At 69.8% G+C, this 21456-nt stretch carries 13 protein-coding genes; 8 read left to right on the top strand and 5 right to left on the bottom strand.

Annotation, left to right across the window (positions count from 1 at the left end; all coding sequences use genetic code 11):
* Nucleotides 1–32: 32 nt before the first annotated feature.
* On the top strand, nt 33–2861 hold the full coding sequence (secA, locus tag ACFT7S_RS24205) for a preprotein translocase subunit SecA (RefSeq protein WP_382735192.1): 2829 nt from the start codon (nt 33–35) through the stop codon (nt 2859–2861).
* A gap of 161 nt (nt 2862–3022) precedes the next feature.
* On the opposite strand, the gene ACFT7S_RS24200 is transcribed toward secA, so the two are convergent.
* Nucleotides 3023–3469, bottom strand: a complete 447-nt coding sequence (locus tag ACFT7S_RS24200) for an Rv3235 family protein (RefSeq protein ID WP_382735191.1) — start codon at nt 3467–3469, stop codon at nt 3023–3025.
* A gap of 277 nt (nt 3470–3746) precedes the next feature.
* Here ACFT7S_RS24200 and ACFT7S_RS24195 point away from each other — a divergent pair, with 277 nt between their 5' ends.
* Both ACFT7S_RS24195 and ACFT7S_RS24190 read left to right on the top strand, forming a co-directional pair.
* Nucleotides 3747–4253, top strand: a complete 507-nt coding sequence (locus ACFT7S_RS24195; RefSeq protein ID WP_382735190.1) for a DUF6912 family protein — start codon at nt 3747–3749, stop codon at nt 4251–4253.
* Nucleotides 4254–4282: 29 nt separating this feature from the next.
* On the top strand, nt 4283–4954 hold the full coding sequence (locus tag ACFT7S_RS24190; protein ID WP_382735189.1) for an HAD family hydrolase: 672 nt from the start codon (nt 4283–4285) through the stop codon (nt 4952–4954).
* A gap of 154 nt (nt 4955–5108) precedes the next feature.
* Here ACFT7S_RS24190 and ACFT7S_RS24185 read toward each other — a convergent pair whose 3' ends face one another.
* Nucleotides 5109–5675, bottom strand: coding sequence for a DJ-1/PfpI family protein (locus ACFT7S_RS24185; protein WP_382735188.1), 567 nt, complete (start codon nt 5673–5675; stop codon nt 5109–5111).
* A gap of 478 nt (nt 5676–6153) precedes the next feature.
* Here ACFT7S_RS24185 and ACFT7S_RS24180 point away from each other — a divergent pair, with 478 nt between their 5' ends.
* On the top strand, nt 6154–11172 hold the full coding sequence (locus tag ACFT7S_RS24180) for an NAD-glutamate dehydrogenase (protein WP_382735187.1): 5019 nt from the start codon (nt 6154–6156) through the stop codon (nt 11170–11172).
* A gap of 317 nt (nt 11173–11489) precedes the next feature.
* Here the strand turns inward: ACFT7S_RS24180 and ACFT7S_RS24175 are convergent, their stop codons facing one another.
* Together ACFT7S_RS24175 and ACFT7S_RS24170 are read right to left on the bottom strand one after the other, a co-directional pair.
* Nucleotides 11490–12278, bottom strand: a complete 789-nt coding sequence (locus tag ACFT7S_RS24175) for an ABC transporter ATP-binding protein (RefSeq protein ID WP_382735186.1) — start codon at nt 12276–12278, stop codon at nt 11490–11492.
* The gene (locus tag ACFT7S_RS24170; RefSeq protein ID WP_382735185.1) at nt 12271–13212 is read right to left on the bottom strand and encodes an ABC transporter permease; all 942 of its coding nucleotides are present in this window, start codon (nt 13210–13212) and stop codon (nt 12271–12273) included. Before ACFT7S_RS24170 ends, ACFT7S_RS24175 begins: the two co-directional genes overlap by 8 nt.
* Nucleotides 13213–13339: 127 nt before the next feature.
* On the opposite strand from ACFT7S_RS24170, the gene ACFT7S_RS24165 reads away from it, so the two are divergent.
* Nucleotides 13340–13948 (top strand): TetR/AcrR family transcriptional regulator, encoded by a 609-nt coding sequence (locus tag ACFT7S_RS24165; protein ID WP_382735184.1) that lies wholly within the window; start codon nt 13340–13342, stop codon nt 13946–13948.
* 15 nt (nt 13949–13963) lie between these two features.
* On the opposite strand, the gene ACFT7S_RS24160 is transcribed toward ACFT7S_RS24165, so the two are convergent.
* Nucleotides 13964–17359, bottom strand: coding sequence for a CDP-glycerol glycerophosphotransferase family protein (locus ACFT7S_RS24160; protein ID WP_382735207.1), 3396 nt, complete (start codon nt 17357–17359; stop codon nt 13964–13966).
* A gap of 102 nt (nt 17360–17461) precedes the next feature.
* On the opposite strand from ACFT7S_RS24160, the gene ACFT7S_RS24155 reads away from it, so the two are divergent.
* From ACFT7S_RS24155 to ACFT7S_RS24145, 3 genes are all read left to right on the top strand, one after another.
* Nucleotides 17462–19519 (top strand): CDP-glycerol glycerophosphotransferase family protein, encoded by a 2058-nt coding sequence (locus ACFT7S_RS24155; protein WP_382735183.1) that lies wholly within the window; start codon nt 17462–17464, stop codon nt 19517–19519.
* Between the two features lie 120 nt (nt 19520–19639).
* Entirely contained in the window at nt 19640–20374 is a 735-nt protein-coding gene (locus ACFT7S_RS24150) for a methyltransferase domain-containing protein (RefSeq protein WP_382735182.1), read from the top strand.
* A 49-nt stretch (nt 20375–20423) separates the two neighbouring features.
* Nucleotides 20424–21302, top strand: coding sequence for a TylF/MycF/NovP-related O-methyltransferase (locus tag ACFT7S_RS24145; protein ID WP_382735181.1), 879 nt, complete (start codon nt 20424–20426; stop codon nt 21300–21302).
* Nucleotides 21303–21456 lie beyond the last annotated feature (154 nt).

Raw genomic sequence — 21456 nt, 5'->3', positions numbered from 1 at the left:
GCCAGGCCCGACCGGCAAGGAGACCAGCCTCAGTGTCCGTCTTCAACAAGCTCATGCGTGCAGGCGAAGGCAAGATCCTGCGCAAACTGCACCGCATCGCGGACCAGGTCAGCTCCATCGAAGAGGACTTCGTCAACCTCTCCGACGCCGAGCTGCGGGCGCTCACCGACGAGTACAAGGAACGGTACGCGGACGGCGAGAGCCTGGACGACCTGCTTCCCGAAGCGTTCGCGACCGTCCGCGAGGCGGCCAAGCGCGTCCTCGGACAGCGCCACTACGACGTTCAGATGATGGGCGGCGCCGCCCTGCACCTCGGGTATGTCGCCGAGATGAAGACCGGTGAGGGCAAGACCCTCGTCGGTACCCTGCCCGCGTATCTCAATGCGCTCTCCGGCAAGGGTGTTCACCTGATCACGGTGAACGACTACCTGGCCGAGCGTGACTCCGAGATGATGGGCCGGGTCCACCAGTTCCTGGGCCTGTCCGTCGGCTGCATCATCGCCAACATGACTCCGGCCCAGCGCCGTGAGCAGTACGGGTCCGACATCACGTACGGCACCAACAACGAGTTCGGATTCGACTACCTTCGCGACAACATGGCGTGGTCCCAGGACGAGCTCGTCCAGCGCGGCCACAACTTCGCCATCGTCGACGAGGTCGACTCGATCCTCGTCGACGAGGCCCGTACGCCGCTGATCATCTCCGGCCCGGCCGACCAGGCCACCAAGTGGTACGGCGACTTCGCCAAGCTGGTGACGCGGCTCGCCAGGGGTGAGGCCGGCAACCAGCTGAAGGGCATCGAGGAGACCGGTGACTACGAGGTCGACGAGAAGAAGCGGACCGTGGCCATCCATGAGCCCGGTGTCGCGAAGGTCGAGGACTGGCTCGGTATCGACAACCTCTACGAGTCGGTGAACACGCCGCTCGTCGGGTATCTCAACAACGCGATCAAGGCCAAGGAACTCTTCAAGAAGGACAAGGACTACGTCGTCGTCGACGGCGAAGTCATGATCGTCGACGAGCACACCGGCCGTATGCTCGCCGGGCGCCGTTACAACGAGGGCATGCACCAGGCCATCGAGGCGAAGGAAGGGGTGGACATCAAGGACGAGAACCAGACGCTCGCCACGATCACCCTCCAGAACTTCTTCCGCCTCTACGGCAAGCTCTCCGGCATGACCGGTACGGCGATGACCGAGGCCGCCGAGTTCCACCAGATCTACAAGCTGGGCGTCGTGCCGATCCCGACGAACCGGCCGATGGTCCGGGCGGACCAGTCGGACCTGATCTACCGCACCGAGGTCGCGAAGTTCGCCGCCGTCGTCGACGACATCGCCGAGAAGCACGAGAAGGGCCAGCCGATCCTGGTCGGCACCACCTCGGTCGAGAAGTCCGAGTACCTCTCGCAGCAGCTCTCCAAGCGCGGAGTCCAGCACGAGGTGCTCAACGCCAAGCAGCACGACCGTGAGGCGACGATCGTCGCGCAGGCCGGCCGCAAGGGCGCCGTCACGGTCGCGACGAACATGGCCGGCCGAGGCACCGACATCAAGCTCGGTGGAAACCCCGACGACCTCGCCGAGGCGGAGCTGCGCCAGCGCGGACTCGACCCCGTCGAGCACGTCGAGGAGTGGGCGGCGGCGCTGCCCGCCGCGCTGGAGAAGGCCGAGCTCGCGGTGAAGGCGGAGTTCGAAGAGGTCAAGGACCTCGGCGGGCTGTACGTGCTCGGTACGGAGCGGCACGAGTCGCGGCGTATCGACAACCAGCTGCGCGGTCGTTCCGGCCGTCAGGGCGACCCGGGCGAGTCCCGCTTCTACCTGTCGCTGGGCGACGACCTGATGCGGCTGTTCAAGGCGCAGATGGTCGAGCGCGTGATGTCGATGGCCAACGTGCCGGACGACGTGCCGATCGAGAACAAGATGGTGACGCGGGCGATCGCGTCGGCCCAGTCGCAGGTCGAGCAGCAGAACTTCGAGACGCGTAAGAACGTCCTGAAGTACGACGAGGTGCTCAACCGGCAGCGTGAGGTCATCTACGGCGAGCGCCGCCGCGTCCTGCAGGGCGAGGATCTGCAGGACCAGATCCGCCACTTCACGGATGACACGATCGACGACTACATCCGGCAGGAGACCGCCGAGGGCTTCGCCGAGGAGTGGGACCTGGAGCGGCTGTGGGGCGCGTTCAAGCAGCTCTACCCGGTGAAGGTCACGGTCGAGGAGCTGGAGGAGGCCGCCGGGGATCTGGCGGGGGTCACCGCCGAGTTCATCGCCCAGTCCGTCAAGGACGACATCCACGAGCAGTACGAGGAGCGGGAGAAGACGCTCGGCTCGGACATCATGCGCGAGCTGGAGCGTCGTGTGGTCCTGTCCGTTCTGGACCGCAAGTGGCGTGAGCACCTCTACGAGATGGACTATCTCCAGGAGGGCATCGGCCTGCGGGCCATGGCGCAGAAGGACCCGCTGGTCGAGTACCAGCGCGAGGGCTTCGACATGTTCAACGCCATGATGGAGGGCATCAAGGAGGAGTCCGTCGGCTACCTGTTCAACCTGGAGGTCCAGGTCGAGCAGCAGGTCGAGGAGGTCCCGGTGCAGGACGTGGCCGAGCTGTCGCTCTCCAAGGAGGGCGCGCCGGCCGCGGCGGCCTCCCGCCCGGAGATCCGGGCCAAGGGCCTGGACGCACCGCAGCGGCCCGACCGGCTGCACTTCTCCGCCCCCACGGTGGACGGGGAGGGCGGCGTCGTCGAGGGCGACTTCACCAATGGCGACAGTGCTCGCTCGGAGGCGGACGGCATGACGCGCGCCGAGCGCCGCAAGGCACAGAAGGGCGGCAGCACCGGTGGTGGTGGCCGTCGTCGCAAGAAGTAGCGCGTGGCGTTGAGGGCGGGGCGGTACTGAGGTACCGCCGGCGTCCGCCGGACGGCTGGGGCCGGACACCTTCGGGGTGTCCGGCCCCAGCCGTTTCCGCGTCGAGGGGTTCGTCGAGGGGTTCGTCGTGGGGTTCCCGCTCACCGGTTTCGGGTTCCGCCTCAGTCGTCGCAGGGGGTGGGCCTCGTGTGCGGGACGCGTTCGCCGCCCAGTTCCACCGCCGCGCAGCGCCAGCGGAGGTCGGTGCCCCGTTCCAGGCGGAAGGCCATGGCGCGGACCCGGTCGCCCGCGGCGATGCTCGCGAACGCTTCGACGACTCCGGTGGCAGGCTGGGCGCCGTGGCAGTGCCGGAGGACCGGCCGGACGCCCTCCGCGCCGAACGGGCTGCTGGGCGCGAGTTCGGCGAGCTGGTCGTACGCCTCGCCGATGGTGTGCCCGAGCATCCAGTGCACCGGGCGCCGGCCGCTGAGCACCGCGAGAAGGCGTTCGGCGAACCACTGGTGCGGGCGGGGATGCCGCGCGGTCCGTGGCCGGATCTGTTGCGGGGGTACGGTGCCGGGCCTCCGCTGATCGCGTCGTGCGGCGGGCCTGCTCTTGTCCATGCTCATGCTCATCGCCCCCGTGCTGTTCCGTGCCCGGCGGAATACCGAGCGGTAACTTCTGCTGCGGATCTTCTACGGGGGAGGCGGGCGGCGCCGCAAGCCGGGAAAAGGGCCCGGTCCGGACGCCCGGAGATCACCTATCCGGGTGTCGGCGCCTGTGCCGCAAGGGCGCGGCGAGGGTGAGGGGCCCCCGCGGGGTGGACGAACGGAGGCCGCTCAAGGACCCCAACGAGGGACCTCCCACGTATCCTGAGAACGTTTCCGACTACGAAAGCGGCCAGCCATGCGCGTGTACGTCCCCCTGACCCTCTCCGGTCTCGCAGCGGCGCACAGGGCGGGCGAAGTCGGGCCGGGGCCGCTGACCGCCTATGCCGTGACGCCCGCACTGCGGGAGTGGTACGTCTCCGACGACATCGAGGAGCTGGAGTACGCGGCGCTCAACCGGGCCGCATCCGCCTCGCTGCGGATGATCGCCGGGAACCCCCACGAGCCCCGGCGCAGGGTCGTCGTCGCCGTCGACGTAGCGGACGGGGCAGCGGTCGCGGACCCCGATCACAGCCTGGACGGGGCATCGCTCGGCGAGGTGCGGATCGAGGCCGCCGTGGCGCTGGTGAAGGCCGCGGCCGTGCATGTGGACGCCGATGACGCGGAGAAGGACGTGGCGGCTGCCGCGGCCGTACTGGGGGCCGCGGACCTCGGTGACGACGACGCGCAGTTCACGGTGGACGGCGCCGAGGATCACGAGCTGCTGTGGTTCGGCATCCAGGAGATCCCGAACCTGATCGGCTGACTGTCGGACCCGGCAGGTACGTTCTTCGCATGGGGACGTCAGGGAATCACCAAGCTCATCTGGTCTGGGACTGGAACGGCACGCTGCTCGACGACATCGAGGCCGTCATCGGCGCGACGAACGCCGCGTTCGCCGAGGTCGACCTCGCTCCGATCACGCTGGAGCAGTACCGCGAGATGTACTGCGTGCCGATTCCCCGCTTCTACGAGCGGCTGCTGGGGCGGCTGCCCACCGAGGCGGAGTGGGACCGGATGGACGGCATCTTCCATCGCCACTACATCGAGCAGCGGGTCGCCTGCGGGCTCACCCAGGGCGTCGAGGAACTGCTCTCGCAGTGGCAGCTGGCAGGGCGCAGCCAGTCCCTGCTGAGCATGTACGGACACGAGGAGCTGGTGCCCGTGGTCCGGGGGTACGGCATCGAGCGGCACTTCGTGCGGATCGACGGCCGTACCGGTCCGTCCGGGGGCAGCAAGGCGCTGCACATGGAGCGGCACTTCGCGGCGCTGGACGGGGTATCTCCGCAGTGGTCGGTGATCATCGGCGACGCGGTGGACGATGCGGTGGCCGCGGCGCATGTCGGGGCGCGAGCGGTGCTTTATACCGGGGGGTCGCACAGCAGGGCCAGCCTGGAGGGCGCCGGGGTGCCTGTGGTGGACACCCTGGCCGAGGCGGTTTCGCTGGCCGAGCGTATGGCGGGCTGAGCGGGGCGTGGGGTGCGGGTAGGGGGCGGCGCGGCCTGCGGCCTTGCTTTGTCCTCAATCGCCGGACGGGCTTGGTGTGGCCCCGCGCTGTCCTCGATCGCCGGCTTGGTGGTGGCCCCGCTCTGTCCTCGGTCACCGGATTGATTTTGGCTTGTCAGGGGAGGGGGGCCGTTGTGCGGAGCACCTTCAGGAACTCGCGCATCCAGGCTGGGTGGTCCGGCCAGGCACGGGACGAGACGAGCGTGCCGTCCACGACCGCTTCGACGTCGTGGAACACCGCGCCGGCCGTTCGCATGTCCGGTTCGAGCGCGGGGTAAGCGGTGACCCGGCGGCCGGACAGGGCGCCGGTGGCCGCGGTGATCAGCGGGCCGTGGCAGATCTGGGCGACCGGCCGGTCGGAGTCGAAGAACGCCTGGACGATCTTGCGGAGCTCGGCGTTGTTGCGCAGATACTCGGGGGCCCGGCCGCCCGGGATCACCAGGGCCACGTAGGAGCCGGGGTCGACGTCCGCGAAGGCGAGGTCGGCGGGCCAGGTGTAGCCGGGCTTCTCGGTGTACGTGTCGAAGCCGGGCTCGAAATCGTGGACGACGAAGCGGAGCGTCTTGCGTTCGGGGGCCGCGATGTCGACCTCGTACCCCTCCTCGCGCAGCCGCTGGTACGGGTAGAGGACTTCGAGGGACTCGGCGGCATCGCCGGTGATGATCAGGATCTTCGCTGCCATGACAGGACTCCCCACACGTCGAAGGGTGTCGAAGGCCGGCCCGGAACGCCGGGTTCGAACGCCGGTTGCCGCAGGACAGGTGCCGGAGGGCGGATGCCGTGCGACCCGGACAGCCTGCCGGTTGTGGCGCGGTTCGCCAAGACGACGCGGCGCACTGTCCAAAGTGTCAAAGTTAGGACCCATCTTTTGTACACATACAGCTCATGACGGCGACGGGGGCAAGGGAGATAGCCTGGTGCCGTGATCAGCGCGATACGCCTCGGGGGCAGCGAAGCCCCCGGCCTGCGCCCGGAGTGCCACAGTGCCCGGGCGATCCGCGCTCTCCGTATCCCGGACCGCCTGCCAAAAATGGCCCATACGGTCCCGGGTATCTCTCATAGCGGCATAGCGTCGACCCAGACCGGATACCCCGTGTCGTGGCGGTACGTCGTCTTTTTCACCTACGTCACGCAACGGCGCGCGACAGGAGCCAGAGGACATGCAGACCAAGCTGGACGAAGCCAAGGCCGAGCTGCTCGCACGGGCCGCCGAGGTAGCTGACAACAGCCCGGGCGGTGGTGTCGGTGGCCCGGGACGTACCCCCCGGGTGCACGTTGCCGGGACGGGTGCCGGGACCGGACAGGGAGACCGTCCGAGCGAGAGCACCCTGCTCGCCTATCTCCAGCGCTACTACCTGCACACTGCCCCGGAGGACGTCAGCGGGCGGGACCCGGTCGATGTCTTCGGTGCGGCTTCTTCCCACTACCGGCTCGCCGAAAACCGGCCCCAGGGCACGGCGAACGTCCGGGTGCACACCCCGACCGTCGAGGAGAACGGCTGGACGTCCAGCCACTCCGTGGTCGAGGTCGTCACGGACGACATGCCGTTCCTGGTCGACTCCGTCACCAATGAGCTGTCCCGGCAGGGGCGTGGCATCCATGTCGTGATCCACCCGCAGATCATCGTCCGCCGCGATGTCACCGGAAAGCTCATCGAGGTCCTCACCGACGTCAATGGCGCCGGCCCGGTCCCGAAGGGCCGTAAGAACGCCAAGGGCGCCAAGGCGGACAAGGCCGAGCTGCCGCACGACGCGCTCGTCGAGTCCTGGATCCATGTCGAGATCGACCGCGAGACCGACCGTGCCGACCTGAAGCAGATCACCGCCGATCTGCTGCGGGTCCTGTCCGACGTACGGGAGACCGTCGAGGACTGGGAGAAGATGCGCGACGCGGCTCTGCGCATCGCCGACGACCTTCCCGGTGAGCCGCTGGACGACCTCGCCGACGACGAGGTCGACGAGGCCCGCGAGCTGCTGCGCTGGCTCGCCGCCGACCACTTCACCTTTCTCGGCTACCGCGAGTACGAGCTCAAGGACAGCGACGCACTCACCGCCGTCCCCGGTACCGGCCTCGGCATTCTGCGCGCGGACCCGCACCACACCGGCGAGGAGGCGCACCCGGTCTCCCCGTCCTTCGACCGGCTGCCCGCCGACGTCCGCGCCAAGGCCCGTGAGCACAAGCTGCTCGTCCTGACGAAGGCCAACAGCCGGGCGACCGTGCACCGCCCCAGCTACCTCGACTACGTCGGAGTGAAGAAGTTCGACGCCGACGGCAACGTCATCGGTGAGCGCCGCTTCCTCGGACTGTTCTCCTCCGCCGCTTACACCGAGTCCGTGCGCCGCGTGCCCGTCGTCCGCCGCAAGGTCGCCGAGGTGCTCGACGGCGCGGGCTTCTCGTACAACAGCCACGACGGCCGCGACCTGCTCCAGATCCTGGAGACGTACCCGCGCGACGAGCTGTTCCAGACGCCGCCCGACCAGCTGCGCTCCATCGTCACCTCCGTGCTCTACCTCCAGGAGCGCCGCCGGCTGCGGTTGTACCTGCGCCAGGACGAGTACGGGCGCTACTACTCCGCGATCGTCTACCTGCCGCGCGACCGCTACACCACGGGTGTGCGCCTGCGGCTCATCGACATCCTCAAGGAGGAGCTGGGCGGCACCAACGTCGACTTCACCGCCTGGAACACCGAGTCGATCCTCTCCCGGCTGCACTTCGTCATCCGGGTCCCGCCGGGCACGGAACTGCCGCACCTCACCGACGCCGACACCGACCGCATCGAGGCCCGGCTCGTCGAGGCCGCCCGCTCCTGGGCCGACGGCTTCCAGGAGGCGTTGAACGCCGAGTGCGGCGAGGAGCGCGCCGCCGAGCTGATGCGCCGCTACGGGCACTCCTTCCCTGAGGGCTACAAGGCCGACCACTCGTCGCGCGCGGCCGTCGCCGACCTGGTGCATCTCGAAGCGCTCCAGCGGGGTGAGAAGGACTTCGCGCTCAGCCTGTACGAGCCCGTCGGCGCCGTCTCCCGCGAGCGCCGCTTCAAGATCTACCGGACCGGCGATCAGGTCTCCCTCTCGGCCGTCCTCCCGGTGCTCCAGCGGCTCGGCGTCGAGGTCGTCGACGAGCGCCCGTACGAGCTGCGCTGCGCGGACCGTACGAGCGCCTGGATCTACGACTTCGGGCTGCGCATGCCGCAGACCGACGGCGGCGACTACCTCGCCGACGACGCCCGCGACCGCTTCCAGGAAGCCTTCACCGCCTCCTGGACGGGTCAGGCCGAGAACGACGGCTTCAACTCCCTCGTGCTGCGCGCCGGACTCAACTGGCGCCAGGCCATGGTGCTGCGCGCCTACGCGAAGTACCTGCGCCAGGCGGGGTCGACCTTCAGCCAGGACTACATGGAGGACACCCTCCGTAACAACGTCCACACCACCCGGCTGCTGGTCTCCCTCTTCGAGGCGCGGATGTCGCCCGAGCGGCAGCGGGCCGGCACGGAGCTGACCGACGGGCTCCTGGAGGAGCTCGAGGGCGCGCTCGACCAGGTCGCCTCGCTCGACGAGGACCGCATCCTGCGGTCCTTCCTCACCGTCATCAAGGCCACGCTGCGCACCAACTTCTTCCAGAAGGCGGAGAGCGGCGAGCCGCACGGCTATGTGTCGATGAAGTTCGACCCGCAGGCCATTCCGGACCTCCCCGCGCCGCGTCCGGCGTTCGAGATCTGGGTGTACTCGCCGCGCGTCGAGGGCGTCCACCTGCGCTTCGGCAAGGTCGCCCGCGGTGGTCTGCGCTGGTCGGACCGGCGGGAGGACTTCCGTACGGAGATCCTCGGCCTGGTCAAGGCGCAGATGGTGAAGAACACCGTCATCGTGCCGGTCGGCGCCAAGGGCGGCTTCGTCGCCAAGCAGCTCCCGGACCCGGCCGTCGACCGTGACGCCTGGCTGGCCGAGGGCATCGCCTCGTACAAGATGTTCATCTCGGCGCTGCTCGACATCACCGACAACATGGTGGCCGGCGAGGTCGTGCCGCCCGCCGATGTCGTCCGCCACGACGAGGACGACACCTACCTCGTCGTCGCCGCGGACAAGGGCACGGCGAGCTTCTCCGACATCGCCAACGAGGTCGCCGTCGCGTACGGCTTCTGGCTCGGTGACGCCTTCGCCTCCGGCGGCTCCGCCGGTTACGACCACAAGGGCATGGGCATCACCGCCCGCGGCGCCTGGGAGTCCGTCAAGCGGCACTTCCGCGAGCTCGGTCACGACACCCAGACGCAGGACTTCACCGTCGTCGGCGTCGGCGACATGTCCGGTGACGTGTTCGGCAACGGCATGCTGCTCTCCGAGCACATCCGGCTGGTCGCGGCCTTCGACCACCGGCACATCTTCATCGACCCGAAGCCGGACGCCGCCACCTCGTTCGCCGAGCGGCGCCGTCTCTTCGACCTGCCGCGCAGCTCCTGGGCCGACTACAACAAGGAACTGCTCTCCACGGGCGGTGGCATCCACCTCCGCAGCGCCAAGTCGATCCCGATCAACGCGCACGTGCGTGAGGCGCTCGGCATCGAGTCGGGGGTCACGAAGATGACGCCCGCCGAGCTGATGCAGAACATCCTCAAGGCCGACGTCGACCTCCTGTGGAACGGCGGCATCGGTACGTACATCAAGTCGTCCCACGAGTCGAACGCGGACGTCGGCGACAAGGCCAACGACGCGATCCGGGTCAACGGCGAGGACCTGCGGGCCAAGGTCGTCGGTGAGGGCGGCAACCTCGGCGCGACGCAGCTCGGCCGGATCGAGTTCGCCCGTAACGGCGGCCGGATCAACACCGACGCGATCGACAACAGCGCCGGTGTGGACACCTCCGACCACGAGGTGAACATCAAGATCCTGCTCAACGGGCTCGTCCGCGACGGCGACATGACCGTCAAGCAGCGCAACAAGCTGCTCGCCGAGATGACCGACGAGGTCGGCCGGCTGGTGCTGCGCAACAACTACGCGCAGAACACCGCGCTCGGCAACGCCTGCGCCCAGGCACCGTCCCTGCTCCACGCACACCAGCGCTTCATGCGCCGGCTGGGCCGCGACGGGACCCTGGACCGGGCGCTGGAGTTCCTGCCCAACGACCGGCAGATCCGCGAACTGCTGAACTCCGGCAAGGGGCTCAGCCAGCCCGAGCTGTCCGTGCTGCTCGCGTACACCAAGATCACGGTCGCCGACGAGCTGATCTCCACCAGCCTGCCGGACGACCCGCATCTGCAGAAGCTGGTGCACGCCTACTTCCCCCAGCAGCTGCGGGAGCGTTTCCCGGAGGTTGTCGACGGGCACGCGCTGCGCCGAGAGATCATCACGACCGTGCTGGTCAACGACACGGTGAACACCGGTGGTTCGACCTTCCTGCACCGGCTGCGGGAAGAGACCGGGGCGTCGATCGAGGAGATCGTGCGGGCGCAGGCCGCGGCCCGCGAGATCTTCGGCCTGGCCCAGGTGTGGGACGCCGTCGAGGCGCTCGACAACCAGGTCGACGCGGATGTCCTCACCCGCATCCGGCTGCACTCGCGCCGTCTCGTCGAGCGCGGTTCGCGCTGGCTGCTCGGCAACCGGCCGCAGCCCGTCCAGATCGCCGAGACGATCGAGTTCTTCCGGGACGGGGTGGAGCAGGTCTGGGGTCAGCTGCCCAAGATGCTCATGGGTGCGGACCAGGAGTGGTACCAGTCGATCCGGGAAGAGCTCACCTCGGTGGGTGTCCCGGACGAGCTGGCGACGCGGGTCGCCGGATTCTCCTCCGCCTTCCCGGCGCTGGACATCGTGGCGATCGCGGAGCGCACCGGCAAGGACCCGCTGGCGGTCGCGGAGGTCTACTACGACCTCGCCGACCGGCTGCGGATCACCCAGCTGATGGACCGGATCATCGAGCTGCCGCGGGCCGACCGCTGGCAGTCCATGGCCCGCGCCTCCATCCGCGAGGACCTGTACGCGGCGCATGCCGCGCTCACCGCGGACGTGCTGTCGGTGGGCAACGGGTCGTCGACGCCGGAGGAACGCTTCACGGCGTGGGAGGAGAAGAACGCGGCGATTCTGGCGCGGTCGCGGTCCACGCTGGATGAGATCCAGAGCTCGGACGCGTTTGATCTGGCGAATCTGTCGGTGGCTATGCGGACGATGCGGACGTTGTTGCGGACGCACGCGTAGTTGCTGGGCGGTGGTGGGCGCCCTTGTCCCACCTTGTCCTCAATCGCCGGACGGGCTTGGTTTAGCCGTCCGGCGGTTGGGGGTGCGGGCTACTGATTGTCCTCAAGCGCCGGACGGGCTGGGTTTGCCGGTGTTGGGGCGGCGGGTGCGGCGGATGCGGCGGTGGAGGGTGTGCGGGTTACTGCTGTCCTCAAACGCCGGACGGGCTGGAGTTGGCCAGGGTGACTGGGGTTGACCAGGGTGGACCGGGGTTGGCCGGGGAGGGCCGGGGTTGGCCGGGGCGGGCTGGGGTTGGCCGGGCGGGCTTGGGTTGGCGGTCAGCGTTTCGGGTTTGGCTTGGTGAATTGTTCGTAGGCGGCTACTACCTCTTTGGCCGGGCCGTCCATGCGTAGCGTGCCCGATTCCAGCCACAATGCCCGGTCGCAGGTTTCGGTGATCGACTTGTTGCTGTGGCTGACCAGGAAGACGGTGCCCGCCTCCTGGCGCAGTTCCTTGATCCGGTCCTTGCTGCGCCGCTGGAATCTGGCGTCCCCCGTGGACAGCGCCTCGTCGATCAGCAGTACGTCGTGGCTCTTCGCCGCGGCGATGGAGAACCGCAGCCGGGCCCCCATGCCGGAGGAGTACGTCCGCATCGGCAGCGTGATGAAGTCGCCCTTCTCGTTGATGCCGGAGAAGTCGACGATGTCCTGGTAGCGCTCGCGGATCTGCCGGCGCGTCATGCCCATTGCCAGTCCGCCCAGGACGACATTGCGCTCGCCGGTCAGATCGCTCATCAGCGCGGCGTTCACCCCGAGCAGTGAAGGCTGTCCCTGGGTGTGGACCCGGCCCCGGGTCGGCGGCAGCAGACCTGCGACGGCCTTGAGGAGCGTCGACTTCCCGGAGCCGTTGGAGCCGATCAGGCCGATGGCCTCGCCCCGGTACGCGGCGAAGCTGACACCCTTCACGGCGTGCACCTCCCGCGCTCCCGGGCTCTTCCCGCGCGACGCGAGCCGGCTCAGGGCCGAGGTGGCGCTGCCCTTGCCGGTACGGGCGCCATGCACGGTGTACGTGATGTGGACGTCGTCCACGACGACGGTGGGAACTCGAATATCGGGGGTTTCAGCCACGTCCGTAACGCTCCTCGGCCTTCCAGAAGTACACGAAGCCGCCGACCGCGCAGACGAGCGCCCAGCCCGTCGCGATGGACCACACATGGTCGGGCAGCTGCTTTCCGGTGAAGCTGTCGATCAGGGCGAACCGCATCAGGTCGATGTAGACGGCGGCGGGATTGCAGTCCAGGGCCACCACGACCGCGTGCGGGACCCGGCCGTTCGACAGATGCGTGTCCAGGATCCACATGACGCCCGACGCGTACATCCATGTGCGCAGGACGAACGGCATGAGCTGGGCGATGTCCGGGGTCTGGGCTGCGAGTCGCGCCACGACCATCGAGACACCCGTGTTGAACAGGGCCTGGAGGGTCAGAGCGGGTATGGCCAGTAGCCAGGACGGCTGGGGGAACTGGCCGAACGCGAGCAGGATGAGGAGGAGCACCACCAGCGAGTACAGGAGCTGCTGGAGCTGCTGGAGGGCGAGCGCGATCGGCAGCGAGGCCCTGGGGAAGTGCAGGGCCCGTACGAGCCCGGTGTTGCCGCTGATCGCCCGGGTGCCCGCGGTGATCGTGCTGCTGGTGAAGGTCCAGATGAAGACGCCGGTGACCAGGAACGGCACGTAGTCGGCGACTCCGTTCTTGGTGTTCATCAGGACACCGAAGATGAAGTAGTAGACCGTCGCGTTGAGCAGCGGCGTCATGATCTGCCAGATCTGGCCGAGCTTCGCCTGGCTGTACTGGGCACTGAGCTTGGCGCCGGCGAACGCCGTGATGAAGTGCCTGCGCCCCCACAGCTGCCCGATGTACGACATCAGCGAGGGCCGGGCCCCGCTGACGGTCAGCCCGTGCCGGGCCGCGAGTGCGGCCAGCTCGCCCGGTGCGTGGACCGGGAGGGGAGTGGGGGCGGCTGAATCCACGGGCGCCGGAGGCGCTGCTGTCTGGCTCACCACGATCGCTTTCGATGGGGGGCTGTGACGGACTCGCGACGGGACGGAACCGTATCGTCGCAACGCCGAGGGTAAGACGCTTCCACGTCGCAACGCAACCGTTTCGTCGTTACGGACTATCATTCCGCCCATGGCCACCGACCCAGGAACCCGACGCCGCACGCCGGCGGGCGCAGCCGTGCTGCGCGAGGACGTGACCGATGCGATCCGTGCCGCCGTCTTCGAGGAACTGGCCTCGGTGGGATTCGCCCGGATGTCGATCGAGGGCATCGCCCGGCGCGCGGGCGTCGGCAAGACGGCTGTCTACCGCCGCTGGAAGTCCAAGCTCTCGCTCGTACTCGACCTGGTCTCGGCGGTCGCCTCGCAGGGGATGCCCGCACCGGCCACCGGTTCGCTGTACGGGGACGTCCGCGCCGTACTCGAACTGGCCGCGTATGCCCTGCGCCACCCGGTCGCCTCGCAGGTCATCCCCGATCTGCTGGTCGAGGCGGCACGCAACCCGGAGATCTCCGACGCGATCAAGGCCGCCCTGCTCGACCAGCAGCAGGGCGTGGCCGCCGTCGTCGTGCGCGAGGCCGTGGCCCGGGGCGAGCTGCCCGAGGGCAGTGATCCGGACCGGGCCCTGGACCTGATCGTCGGCCCGCTGTACTGGCGCCTGGCCGTGGTCCGCGGGGACCTGCCCAAGGGTTACCTGGACGACCTCGCGGCATCGGCGGTCGCCGCGCTGCGGCAGAGCTGAACCAGTGCGGAGGCATCACGCCCCGTCCGCCAGAAGCCGGTCCGCGACCCGGCCCGCCGCACCCCCGTCGTCCAGCTCGCAGTAGTCCCTGCGGAAGCTCTCGTACGCGTCCGCGTGCCGCGCCGCCAGCACGCCCGTGGTGCGCAGCGCCTGCGCCACCTCGTCCGTGGTGACGAGCAGCGGGCCCGGCGCCCGGGTCTCGAAGTCCAGGCAGAAGCCGCGCACCGTGTCCCGGTAGTGCTCCAGGTCGTAGGTGTGGAAGAGCATCGGGCGGCCGGTGTGCGCGTAGTCGAACGCCAGGCCCGCGTAGTCCGTGACCAGCACATCGGCGATCAGCAGCAGTTCCGCGGTGTCCGGGTGCCCGGACACGTCGAGCACACCAGGACCGGCCGGCACGCTGCCCGTCACCCGGGGATGTTTGCGCACCAGCACCGTGTGGTCCGCGCCGAGCGACCGCGCCAGGGCGGCCGTGTCGAGCGCCGGGTCCCAGCGGTACGGGCCCGGCCGGTGGCCGGAGGAAGCCGTCCGGTCGTGGGCCAGGTGGTCGCGGTACGTCGGTGCGTAGAGCACGACCCGGTGGCCGTCCGGGATGCCCGTTCGGCGCCTGACCCGCTCGGCCGTCTTCTCCCGGTCGGGCGCGAACAGCAGGTCGGCGGCGGGCGAGCCCGTCTCCAGCACCTCGCCCCCGTACGCCAGCGCGCGGCGCAGATGCGGGGTGGCGAAACGGCTCGGGGAGACCAGTACGGACCACTGGGCCGAGCGGTGCGGCAGGGAGGCGAGCGCGTGGTGGTCGGCGTACAGGCTGCCGTCGAGGTCCGTGCCGAAGCGGCCGAGCGGAGTGCCGTGCCAGGTCTGCACGACCGTCTGGCCGGGGCGGCGCTCGAACCACTCGGGCAGCTGGTCGTCGGTCACGATGCGGCGGGCCCGCGCGAGCGCTTCGTACCAGGCGGCGCTGTGCTCGACGACGGGGACCGCCGTGTCCGGGACGTGCGCCGCCCGCCCCGCCCGCCCTGCGGTCACCCAGAGGTGCTCGACGTCGGTGCCGCGCCGCACCAGTTCGGCGTGGACGGCGCGCGGGGAGTCGCCGCCGGTGTACAGGACGGTGTCGCGCAGCGGGAGGGTGCGCCGCCCCGGGTAGTGGGTGGTGCGCAGCAGGCGTTGGCGGTACGCGCCCCGCTCGGTGACCGGCAGGGCCGGGCCCGCGTGCAGGGTCAGCCGGTCGCCGTGACGCCGTTCGAGGGCCAACTCGCCTTCACCGCCCGGCCGGTGGAGCGGGAGGCGGGCGGTGAGCGACGACGTGGCGCGTACGGGGAAGCCGTCCAGGCGCAGGTCCCAGCGGCCCTCCTGGAGCGTGGCGGCGACGAGTTCGGTGGGCATGGACGCGGTGAAACGGCCGTCCTGCCGCGTCACGGCGACGGTCGCCGTCTCGCGCAGGGCCTCGTGGCGCAGAAGGAGTTCGGCGCCCGTCCCCGTCCCCTCGATGTGCAGGCCGCCGTCGGCCGTCCATCGCGCCCCGTCCACGACCGGCTGCCCGGTCACATCCACCACCAGCTCGCCCGCCGGGCAGGCGGTGGCAGGCGGCGGCAGGTCGGGCGCGGCGGCGAGCGGGGCGCGGCTGCCGTCGGCGAGCAGCAGCAGGGCCCGCCACCGGGCGCCGCCCTCCGGTTCCACTTCGCGGGGAGCCACGTGGGGCGGCGGGGGTACGGCGACGAGTTCCGTGAGCGGAATCCGTACGGCGAAACGCCCGTCGTCCCCGCACTCCACCGGGCAGGACCGTTCCTCCTCGGTGCCGTCCAGGGTGAGGAGCAGCGCTTTCGGCCGCGCACCGCCGTACAGCTGCCCCGTCAGCCTCAGGGTTCCGGTGCCGCCGTCGTGCGCCTGTGCGAGGGCGGGCAGTTGCGAGACGGCCAGTTCGAGCCGGCCGTCCCGGTAGCCGAGCACCGCCCGTCGCCCGCCGCCCAGCTCGCGGACGAGCGGCTGGGCGGAGGCGGCGTCCACGGCCCGTACGGCGGCGCGCCGCACCACACCGTGACTGGACACCACCAGGCCCACCAGCCAGCTGCCGGGCCCGAGTTTGCGTGGGTCGATGTCCATCTCGAAGCCCGAGCGGTCGTAACTGTGCAGCTGCTGGCCGGAGTTCACGGTCGCGACCGGCGCCGCGACGGATCGCAAGGGCGCCGACCGCAGCTGCCTGCCCTCCGCCGACCGCAGCACGCCCCACTTCAGTGCGTGGCGGGCCGTGTCCGCCGGGAGGTTGCGGATGTACGCGTATCCGCGCAGCCCGAGCCGCCCGTCCGCGCCCCATGAGGAACTCAACAGCCGTGCCACCGCCGGAAGATCGGACCGGCCGAGCCATGAGTCGCCGTGGGTGACGCCCGGATGGACGGCCCGGCGCCGGCCGGGCAGGCCCTCGACCGCGAACGTGCCTGCCCCGTTGGTCCGTTCGAAGGCGAGTACGGCCAGCAGGTCGTCGAGCCTGCGCTCGCGCACCAGCCGCCACTTGACCCGCAGCTCCACCGGAAGTCCGTCGAGGGCCGAGCTGCCCGCGCGGTCCAGGAAGGCGCCCGCGTCGGCCATGAACGCCGTGCGGTAGGCGGCACTTCCGAGCGTCATCCCCTCCAGGAAGTACAGGAAGTCGTCGCGCAGGCACGACACGTCGTAGCGCTGCTGCTGCTGCGCCGCGTCCCGGCCGGCCAGGAATGCGCTGACCTGCTCACATGCGGCGATCCTGTCCCGTACGCCCGTCACGTCCGTACGCCGCCGGGTGATCGAGCCCTCCCGCACCCGCCAGTGGTAGACGTGCTCGTGCAGCACATCGACCGAGCGTGCGAGGTAGTGCGCCGGGATCATCACCGGGGTGTCCTCGTAGAGCTTGCCCTCGGGGAACGTGAAGGCGTGGCGGTCCCAGAACGAGCGCCGGAACACCTTGTTCCAGGCGACCCGGTCCGCGAGGAGGCGGGCGTCGCGGGTGATGTGGGTACGGGGGCGGGTGGCCGTCAGCCACCGGTACTGCCACGCCTGCTGCCTGCCGCGCTCGGTCAGCCGCCAGACATTGCCGGTCACCAGGTCGGAACCGGTGGACTCCAGGGACGCGAGCATTCGTTCGTACGCGTCATGGACGAGGACGTCGTCGCTGTCGGCGAACGCCAGGTACGGGACGCCTGGAGTGGTGTGGCGCACCCCCGTGTTCCGGGCCGCACTCAGGCCCGCGTTGGGCTGGTGGACACACCGGAAACGGCTGTCGTGCGCGGCGAATTGCTCCGCGATCCGACGGCTGCCGTCCGTGGAACCGTCATCGACGAGCACCACCTCGATCGCTTCGAGCGACTGCCCGGCCAGGGACCGCAGGCACTGCTCCAGCCACTCCTCGACATTGTGGACGGGGACGACGACGCTGAGGAGAGGCTTCATGGTCATGCTCAACCGGGGTGCGCGCCCCGAGTCACCGGCACTGACCCGAACGGGTGAAAGGAAAGGCCGGATCGCGTACCGGCCCGATTACGCTCGGCTGCCATGCTCCTCAGTGTGGTCATGGCCGTCCCCCGCGGACCGGGATATCTGCGCGCCGCCGTGGACTCCGTACTCGACCAGCCCGTACGGGAGTTGGAGCTGATCCTGGTCGAGGCGGGGGCGTCGGACGTGGGGGCGTCGCAAGTAGGGGCGTCGGACGTGGGGGCGTCGGACGCCTTCGCCGCCATCGCGGCCGAGTACCTGGAGCGCGACACCCGGGTGAGGATGCGGGCCCCCGCAGGGCACCTCACGGTGGGTGGAGCGCGTAACTCCGGGGCCGACGAGGCGCGCGGAGACTACCTCCTCTTCCTCGACGGCGACGACCTGCTCCTGCCCGGCGTGCTGGAACCCGCCGCCGGCCTGCTGTCGGAGAACCGCCCGGACGTGCTGCGCCTGGGCCATGACCGCGTCGACCGCTGGGGCAAGATCCGGCCGGGTGCCCCCGACGCCGTCCCCGCCGCACGCAACCAGCTCTTCCGGCGCGCCTTCTGGGCCACCCACGGGCTCCGCTTCACCGACGGCCCGTACGAGGACGTCCTCCCCGTCCAGCGCGCGCACCTGCTGGCGTCCGGGGCGGGGACGCTCGCCACCCTGGAACAGCTCTGCGTACGTCATCGCCTCCTCGGTACGCGGGCGAAACAGGGCCACGGCCCCCTCGCACTCCTCGACGTGTACGGACAACTCCTTGCCCAGACCGGCGAAGACCCACGGATCCGGGCCGCGCGGACAGCCCACCTCCGCGGCCTCCTCGACGAGCCCGAAGGCGCCCCCGAAGCCCTCCCCACCCGCGACCGCGCCGCTCTCCACCGCGCCGCCGGACTCCCGGGCCCCTACACCGTCCATCGCGCGCGCACCGCCGCCCGCACCGCCCGCGCGCGCGTCCCCGCCGCTCTCCTCCGGTGCCGGAAGGCGCTCCGCACCCTCGTCCTGCGCACCGCCTACCGTGCCGACCTGCTGCGGCCCCTGGACCCCTGCCTCGCTGTGTACGGGGCGTACTGGAACCGGGGGGTCGCCTGCAATCCGGCCGCCATCCACGCCAAGGCCCTCGAACTCGCCCCGCACATCCGAGGCGTCTGGGTCGTCTCCTCGCGCCACCGCGACCGGGTGCCGCCCGGTGTCCCGTACGTCATCGAGGGCTCTCGCGCCTACTGGCGGACCATGGCCACCGCCACGTACCTCGTCAACAACTCCAGCTTCCCCGGCGGCTTCACCAAACGCCCCGGGCAGATCTACCTCCAGACCCACCACGGGACCCCGCTCAAGACCATGGGCCTCGACCAGCGCGCCTACCCCGCCCTCACCAACGGGATCAGCTTCGAGAAGATCGTCGCCCATACCGACCAGTGGGACTACAGCCTCTCCGCCAATCCCCACAGCACCGAGATCTGGGACCGGGTCTACCCGTCCTCGTACGAGCATCTGAACCTCGGCTATCCGCGCAACGACGTCTTCTTCACCACCACCGCCGAACAGACGGCCACGATCCGCGCCGGACTCGGCATCGCCCCCGGGCAGAGGGCACTGCTGTACGCGCCGACCCACCGCGACTACCGCAAGGGCTTCCTGCCCCACCTCGACCCGGAACTCCTCGCCCGTGAACTGGGCGCCGAATATGTGGTGCTGGTGCGCGCCCACTATTTCTACGGGCACACGGCGGGGCTCCCCGACGCGCGGCACGGCCGGGTCGTCGACGTCACCGGGCACCCCAGAGTCGAGGAACTCTGCCTTGCCGCCGATATGTTGATCACGGACTACTCCTCGCTGACGTTCGACTACGCCTGCCTCGACCGCCCGATCATCAGCTACGCACCCGACTGGGACGCGTACCGGGCCTCGCGCGGGACCTACTTCGACCTGCTCTCCGGGCGGCCCGGGGAGACGCCGGGAGCGATCGCCACCACCCAGGACGAGTTGCTGGAGGTGCTGCGGAGCGGCGCGTGGGATTCCGAGCGGACCAAGGTGCTGCGCAAGGCGTTCCGGGACCGGTTCTGTCCGTACGACGACGGGCGCGCGGCGGAGCGTGTGGTGCGGCGGCTGTTCCTCGACGGCGGGGCGGGCTGAGGCGCTGCTGAGGCGCGCCACCACTCGAATGGCGGATCGCCCACGCCGGGTGCGACCCCTCCGCATCCCGCCGTCGTTGTGCTCAACAGCTCATGCACACGGCAATTTTGGGAGGACCTCATGCACCAGTCCGCCTATGAGCAGATGGAACTCTGCATCGAGGAATATCTGCCCAAGACGCGCAGGCACCGCGTCGTCGACCTCGGATCGCGGATCTCCGGTAGGCAGACCCGTACGCACAGGGGACTGCTGGCGGGTCACGACATCGACTACTTCGGGGTCGACGTCCTCGACGGACCCAACGTCGACGCCATGATGACCCGGCCGTACCGCATCCCCGCCAAGTCCCGCAGCGCCGATGTCGTCCTCTCCGGGCAGGCGTTCGAGCACATCCCCTTCTTCTGGGCGTCGATGCTGGAGATCGCCCGGGTTCTCAAGCCCGGCGGCTACGCCTTCATCACCGCACCCTCCCGCGGCCATGCGCACGACGCCCAGGACTGCTGGCGCTACTACCCCGACGGCTTCCGGGCGATGGCGGCCCACTCGCGGCTCGAACTCTGCGAGGCGTACACCGACTTCCCGCCCCGCAAGGGCATCTGGCACGACTACCGGGGCATCGAAAAGGGCGCCTACTGGGGCGACTCCGTCGGGGTGTTCCGCAGGCCGCAGCGCTATCCCCGGCTGACGATGTTCGCCGTACGGGAGTTGACCGTGTGGTGGGCCAACCGCGTCGGCGGAGTGGACGCGGTCCCGCTGCCGCGCCCGCTGGACGGCCGGGAGCGGTGTGGGCGAACGGTGGCATTCCCGGTGGACGCCGCCGCCGACATCCCTGCATCCGCCGAGACCGGCTCCTGACTCCATGGTCCAACAGGGGCAAATCAATGACAGGTTGACGAAAGATGACATGAGTCGCAATACGCGCGTACTGTCCCGGGGCATGGCTTGGCGCAACGCCGTCAACGGCGTCCTTCAGCAACTCACCGGGTACCAGCTCAGGCGCGGGTCCGTGCCCGCTCCCCGAACCGCCACGGCGGCCCCGGCAGCCGCCGACGCCCCCGCAGCCGCGGCGCCCGCACCGAAGCCCAAGCCGAAGGCCAAGGTCGGTCCGCAGTTCCCGGCGGACTACGACGACGAGGCGAAGGACATCATCCGGGCGGTCAAGCCGTACTCGATGACCTCACCGGAGCGGCTCAACGCCTTCATCCTCGCGACCCGCCACATCGCCCGCCACAACATCCCCGGCGATATCGTCGAGTGCGGTGTGTGGCGCGGCGGCTCCATGCAGGCGTGTGCGAAGACGCTGCTCTCGCTCGGGGAGACCGAGCGAGACCTGTACCTCTTCGACACGTACGAGGGCATGACCCCACCCACCGAGGAGGACCTGCGGCTTGACGGCAGGTCGGCGCAGGAACTGCTCGACGCGCAGGGCAAGGACCGGCCGATCTGGGCGGTGGCCTCGCTGGAGGACGTCCAGGCCGGATTCGAGAACGTGCCCTACCCGAAGGAGCGCGTCCACTACGTGCAGGGCAGGGTCGAGGACACCGTCCCGGACCGCGCCCCGGAGCAGATCTCCATCCTCCGCCTGGACACCGACTGGTACGCCTCCACCAAGCACGAGCTGGAGCACCTCTACTCGCGCCTGGTGAGCGGCGGTGTGCTGCTGATCGACGACTACGGCTACTGGCAGGGCTCGCGGCAGGCCGTCGACGAGTTCCTGGAGAAGACCGGCGAGCAGTTGTTGCTGCTGCGCATGGACGAGGGCCGCATCGCCGTCAAGCCCTGAGCTTCGCGTGAACCCCACCAGCCCCGTGCCACACCGGTACGGGGCTCGGTCGTTTTATCGACCCCCGGCCCCCGGCCGTCACCCGAATGGCTGCCGTCGGGTGACCGGGGCCCGGCCGGGGTTGTTAGCCCCCGGGGTGTGTCCGGCCCTGATA

The sequence above is a fragment of the Streptomyces sp. NPDC057136 genome (assembly GCF_042670885.1).
Classification (GTDB): domain Bacteria; phylum Actinomycetota; class Actinomycetes; order Streptomycetales; family Streptomycetaceae; genus Streptomyces.
Note: the sequence above shows the minus strand (reverse complement) of the source record. Positions and strands in the feature narration are given on the sequence as shown.

Excerpts from the sequence above, each read along its gene's own strand:
- ACFT7S_RS24190 (WP_382735189.1), top strand. The coding sequence starts at position 4,283 with ATGGGGACGTCAGGGAATCACCAAGCTCATCTGGTCTGGGACTGGAAC.
- ACFT7S_RS24145 (WP_382735181.1), top strand. The coding sequence starts at position 20,424 with ATGAGTCGCAATACGCGCGTACTGTCCCGGGGCATGGCTTGGCGCAAC.
- ACFT7S_RS24180 (WP_382735187.1), top strand. The coding sequence starts at position 6,154 with ATGCAGACCAAGCTGGACGAAGCCAAGGCCGAGCTGCTCGCACGGGCC.
- ACFT7S_RS24155 (WP_382735183.1), top strand. The coding sequence starts at position 17,462 with ATGCTCCTCAGTGTGGTCATGGCCGTCCCCCGCGGACCGGGATATCTG.
- ACFT7S_RS24200 (WP_382735191.1), bottom strand. The coding sequence starts at position 3,469 with ATGAGCATGGACAAGAGCAGGCCCGCCGCACGACGCGATCAGCGGAGG.
- ACFT7S_RS24195 (WP_382735190.1), top strand. The coding sequence starts at position 3,747 with ATGCGCGTGTACGTCCCCCTGACCCTCTCCGGTCTCGCAGCGGCGCAC.
- ACFT7S_RS24160 (WP_382735207.1), bottom strand. The coding sequence starts at position 17,359 with ATGAAGCCTCTCCTCAGCGTCGTCGTCCCCGTCCACAATGTCGAGGAG.
- ACFT7S_RS24165 (WP_382735184.1), top strand. The coding sequence starts at position 13,340 with ATGGCCACCGACCCAGGAACCCGACGCCGCACGCCGGCGGGCGCAGCC.
- ACFT7S_RS24150 (WP_382735182.1), top strand. The coding sequence starts at position 19,640 with ATGCACCAGTCCGCCTATGAGCAGATGGAACTCTGCATCGAGGAATAT.
- ACFT7S_RS24185 (WP_382735188.1), bottom strand. The coding sequence starts at position 5,675 with ATGGCAGCGAAGATCCTGATCATCACCGGCGATGCCGCCGAGTCCCTC.